General features: G+C 62.5%; 5 protein-coding genes. All 5 read left to right on the top strand.

Translation table 11 applies throughout. From position 1 onward, the window contains the following. A partial coding sequence (locus tag H5U38_07165; protein MBC7186796.1) for a lipoprotein-releasing system transmembrane subunit LolC occupies positions 1–147 on the top strand: 147 nt, incomplete at its 5' end. A 3-nt stretch (positions 148–150) separates the two neighbouring features. After that, positions 151–852, top strand: coding sequence for an ABC transporter ATP-binding protein (locus H5U38_07170; protein MBC7186797.1), 702 nt, complete (start codon positions 151–153; stop codon positions 850–852). Further along, the gene (locus H5U38_07175) at positions 849–1373 is read left to right on the top strand and encodes a UvrB/UvrC motif-containing protein (protein ID MBC7186798.1); all 525 of its coding nucleotides are present in this window, start codon (positions 849–851) and stop codon (positions 1371–1373) included. The genes H5U38_07170 and H5U38_07175 overlap by 4 nt, the downstream gene beginning before the upstream one ends. Then, positions 1360–2460, top strand: a complete 1101-nt coding sequence (locus H5U38_07180; protein ID MBC7186799.1) for a protein arginine kinase — start codon at positions 1360–1362, stop codon at positions 2458–2460. The genes H5U38_07175 and H5U38_07180 overlap by 14 nt, the downstream gene beginning before the upstream one ends. Before the next feature lie 66 nt (positions 2461–2526). Further along, positions 2527–4732, top strand: a 2206-nt coding sequence (locus H5U38_07185) for an ATP-dependent Clp protease ATP-binding subunit (GenBank protein MBC7186800.1), incomplete at its 3' end; no start/stop codon positions are given.

Genomic DNA, 4732 nt, shown 5'->3' on the forward strand with positions numbered 1-4732 from the left:
ATCATCAACTTCCTGCCGGTGCTCATGAAGTGGACGGACTTTGTCTGGGTGAGTTTGGCGGCGATTCTCATCAGCTATGTGGCGACCCTGTACCCGGCGTGGAAGGCATCGCGCCTGGATCCCGTGCAGGCTATCCGATACGAGTAGGAGATGGCGCAACGTAGAGCGATTCTGACCACGACGAACCTTCACAAGAGCTACCCCATGGGACGGGGAAGCCTGCATGTGTTGAAAGGGATCGACCTGGAAGTGTTCGAGGGGGAGATTGTGGCGGTGGTGGGGCCTTCGGGCGTGGGCAAGAGCACCTTGCTCCACATCCTCGGGGCTCTGGATAGGCCCACCGAGGGCCGGGTGCTCATCGACGGGCACGACGTATTCAGCCTGGACGATCGCCGTCTGGCAGAGTTTCGCAACAAGCGCGCGGGATTTGTGTTTCAGTTCCACCACCTGCTGCCGGAGTTGACGGCGCTGGAGAATGTGATTTTGCCGGGCCTCATCGCCGGGCGTCCGCGGCGCGAGTTGGAAGACGTGGGCATGACCCTTCTGGCGGAGGTGGGCCTGGAACAGCGTGCCGGCCACCGGCCGTCGGAGCTTTCTGGGGGCGAGCAGCAGAGGGTCGCGGTGGCCCGGGCGCTCATCAATAGGCCGCAGCTCATCTTGGCCGATGAGCCCTCGGGGAATTTGGACCTGCAGTCCAGTCGCGCCCTGAACGCCCTGATGTGGGAGCTGAGCAGGAAGCACAACCGCACCCTCATCATCGTGACGCACAACTTGGAGCTGGCGCGCCAGGCAGACCGGGTGATTGAGCTCTATGACGGGCGCATCAAAAACAACGCGGCGAACCGGTCATGATTGTGTGTGATCTGTGTGGCGTCAACCCGGCCACGCTGAAATTGACGCAGGTCATCAACGACGAGCACACTGAGCTGCACCTTTGCAAGCAGTGCGCCGAGGAGAAGGGCTTGGGCATTCCCTTTGGCGCCTTGCCTTCGACCTTTGGCGCCATGATTGTGGGGTTTCTCGGTGCGCAGGTGCCGACGAGCGCGCGCACGGTGGGCTCGCTCAAATGTGCAGGGTGTGGCATCACCAAAGAGGACTTTGAACGGACGGGACTCCTTGGCTGCGCCCAATGCTATGAAACTTTCCGCGAGGACCTCAAGTTTATCTTGCGGCGCATCCACGGGAGCAATAAGCACATCGGCATGCGGCCGCCATCGTTGCGCGGCGCCATGGAGCACCCCGACATTGAGCAGTTGCGGCGGCAGTTGCAGGAGGCAGTGGCCAAGGAGGAGTTTGAGGAGGCAGCGCGCCTCAGGGACCTGATCACCGATCTGGAGACCCAGCGCGGCAGGTCGAAGCATGGGGAGCGATGAAGAGGACAAAGAGGCGCAGGCCAGAACAGGGGCCAATGCGGCGGTTGCCGTCTTAGAAGGCCGGCTCTGCGCCTGGCTGGACGGGAGCGGGCCGGAGGCCGACATCATCATCACCAGTCGCGTGCGGCTGGCCCGCAACTTGCAAGGTCTCCGCTTCCCTGGAGCAGCTCCTGCCGAAGAGCGGGAGAGCGTGTGCAGCCAGGTGGCAGCGGCGATCGCCGCGAGCAGGGCGCTGCCGCAGTCGCTCCACCTGCGGCTGGACGAGCTCTCCGCCCTGGACAGGCGCTTCCTCATGGAGCGGCGCCTGGTGAGCCCGCAATCTGCCGAGCGCCCTGAGCATGCCGCCGTGTTCGCGGACCTGGCGCAAACCCTGGCGGTGATGGTCAACGAGGAAGACCACTTGCGGCTGCAGGCCATCGCCTCCGGTCTGCAGATCGAAGAGGCCTGGGAGGCGGTGCGGACGCTGGATGATGAGCTCGGCGAGCGACTCGACTATGCCTTCTCCGAGCAGTTCGGCTATCTGACCGCCTGCCCCACCAACACCGGCACAGGGATGCGGGTGTCCATTTTTGCCCATCTGCCGGCCTTGGCGCTGCTGGAGGAGGTCGATAAGGCGCTCAAGGAGTTCGCAGGGAGCGAGATTACCGTGCGTGGCTTTTATGGCGAGGGCAGCCGCGTGCAAGGGAACATCTTCCAGATCTCGAACCAGCTCACTTTAGGGCGTGCGGAGAAGGCCATCATTAAGCGCGTGCGGGGCATCGCCGAGCGCGTCGTGGCTTTGGAGCGGGAAGCGCGGGCGCGGCTGCTCCACCAACGCCCCTTGCGCGTCAGAGACCTGGTATATCGGGCACGCGCCCTGTTGCAGCATGCGCAGCTCATTTCGTCGTTGGAGCTCATGAATCTGCTTTCGGCAGTGCGCGTGGGGAGTGAGCTGGGGCTGTTGCCGCCCATTCCCCGCAGGCGGCTTAACGAGCTTCTGGTCATTGCCCTGCCGGCGCATCTGCAAAAACGTGCGGGCAAAGAAATGGACAACGAAGAGCGAGATGCCTATCGCGCACAGTTCGTCCGCGAGTACTTGGGGGTGTGACAGGGAGCATTCCTCCAGCGTGCCATAGGGCGTTTGGCTGGGGGTGGACATAAGGGAGTTGGTGCTATGAGAAACAACTTTTCGCAGCGGGTGCAACGGGTCATCCAGTTGTCCAGGGACGAAGCCAGGCGACTGGGGCACGATCACATCGGCACCGAGCACCTCCTGCTCGGTCTGATTCGCGAGGGGGAAGGGCTGGCCGTGACCATCTTGCAGCGCCTGGGGTGCGACTTGGACGAGATCCGCAGCGCCGTGGAGGACGCCGTGGGCGTGACGGGCGAGACCACCACCTACGGCAATATCCCCTTCACCCGCCGGGCAGAGAAGATCCTGAAGATGGCCTACAATGAGGCCGAGCGATATCGCTCAGATATCATCGGCACTGAGCACCTGCTGTTGGCCCTGGTCAAGGAGCGCGACGACGTTGCCAGCCAGGTGCTGCACACCTTTGATGTGACCTATGAGGCAGTAGCCCAGGAGTTGGAGAGTATCATGCAAGGCGAGATGTCTTCCGACAAGGAACTGTCGTCACAACGCGGTTCCAAGACACCGGCGCTTGACCATTTTGGTCGCGACCTCACCGAGCTGGCGCGCCGGGGGGAGCTTGACCCAATTATCGGTCGCGACGAGGAGATCCAGCGGGTGGCGCAGGTGCTGAGCCGGCGCAAGAAGAACAACCCCGTGCTCATCGGCGAGCCAGGGGTGGGCAAGACAGCCATCGCTGAGGGCCTGGCCCTGCGCATCGTGCAGAAGAAGGTGCCACGCGTGCTGCACAACAAGAGGGTGGTGACCCTCGACCTGGGGGCCATCGTGGCGGGCACCAAGTATCGCGGCCAGTTCGAAGAGCGCATGAAGGCCATCATGAACGAGCTCGTCAAGGCCAAGGACGTCATCCTGTTCATCGACGAGCTGCACACCATCGTAGGTGCGGGCAGCGCCTCCGGCTCACTGGACGCCTCGAACATGTTCAAGCCGGCCCTCTCTCGCGGTGAGCTGCAGTGCATTGGCGCCACCACCTTGGATGAGTACCGGCAGTACATCGAGAAGGACGGCGCGTTGGATCGCCGATTCCAGAAAATCATGGTCGATCCGCCCACGCCTGAGGAGACCCTGCAGATTCTCAAAGGCCTGCAGGACCGGTACGAGAAGCACCACCACGTCAAGTACACCGACAAGGCCATCGAGGCGGCGGTGCGGCTGTCCGAGCGCTACATTACCGACCGCTATCTGCCGGACAAGGCCATCGACGTCATGGACGAGGCGGGAGCGCGCGTCCACCTGAACAACATCGTCGTCCCCAAGGCCATCACCGAATTGGAGGAAAAGATCAAGCGGTTGCAGAGCGAAAAGGAAGCGGTGGTGGCCAGCCAGAACTTTGAGCGGGCAGCGGTGCTGCGCGACCAGGAGAAGCGGCTTATGCGCGAGCTGGAAGAGGCGCGCAAGAAGTGGGAGGAGGAGGACCAAAAGATCGTGGCCACCGTGCCCGAGGAAGAGATTGCCGCTGTGGTGTCCATGATGACCGGCATCCCCGTGCAGAAGGTGGCGCAGTCAGAGTCGGAACGCCTCCTGCGCATGGAGGAGGAGCTGCGGCAGCGCATCATCGGGCAGGACGAAGTGATTCGCGTGCTGACCAAGGCCATCCAGCGCACGCGCGCCGGCCTCAAGGACCCCAACCGGCCCATCGGCTCTTTCATCTTCCTCGGCCCCACCGGTGTGGGCAAGACGCAACTGGCCAAAGAACTGGCGCGCTACCTCTTCGAGAGTGAGCAGGCCCTCATCCGCATCGACATGTCCGAGTACATGGAAAAGTTCTCCGTCTCGCGCCTCACCGGCGCGCCTCCGGGCTACGTCGGCTACGAAGAGGGCGGGCAGCTCACCGAGAAAGTGCGCCGCCATCCCTACTCGGTGGTGCTCTTCGACGAGATCGAGAAGGCGCACCCGGACGTGTTCAACATCCTGCTGCAGATTCTGGACGACGGTCGGCTCACCGACGGCCTGGGGCGACAAGTCGACTTTAAGAACACCATCCTCATCATGACCTCGAATATTGGTGCGCGCGAGATTCGCAAGACCGGCGGCTTCGGTTTCTCCAAGGGCGATGAGCGCTCCGACTATGAGAGCATGAAGAAGCGCATCATGGACGAGGTGAAGCGCATCTTCAACCCGGAATTCTTGAACAGAGTGGACGAGATCGTCGTGTTCCGCGCGCTCAACCTCAACGACATGGTCAAGATCGTGGACATCTTGATCGCCGAGATGGCGACGAAGCTGA

The sequence above is a fragment of the Calditrichota bacterium genome, from assembly GCA_014359355.1.
In the GTDB taxonomy this organism is placed as follows: Bacteria; Zhuqueibacterota; Zhuqueibacteria; order JANLFK01; family Oleimicrobiaceae; genus Oleimicrobium.

Bases quoted from the DNA above. Each gene is read 5' to 3' on its own strand.
- H5U38_07170 (MBC7186797.1), top strand. From the start codon at position 151: ATGGCGCAACGTAGAGCGATTCTGACCACGACGAACCTTCACAAGAGC.
- H5U38_07175 (MBC7186798.1), top strand. From the start codon at position 849: ATGATTGTGTGTGATCTGTGTGGCGTCAACCCGGCCACGCTGAAATTG.
- H5U38_07180 (MBC7186799.1), top strand. From the start codon at position 1,360: ATGGGGAGCGATGAAGAGGACAAAGAGGCGCAGGCCAGAACAGGGGCC.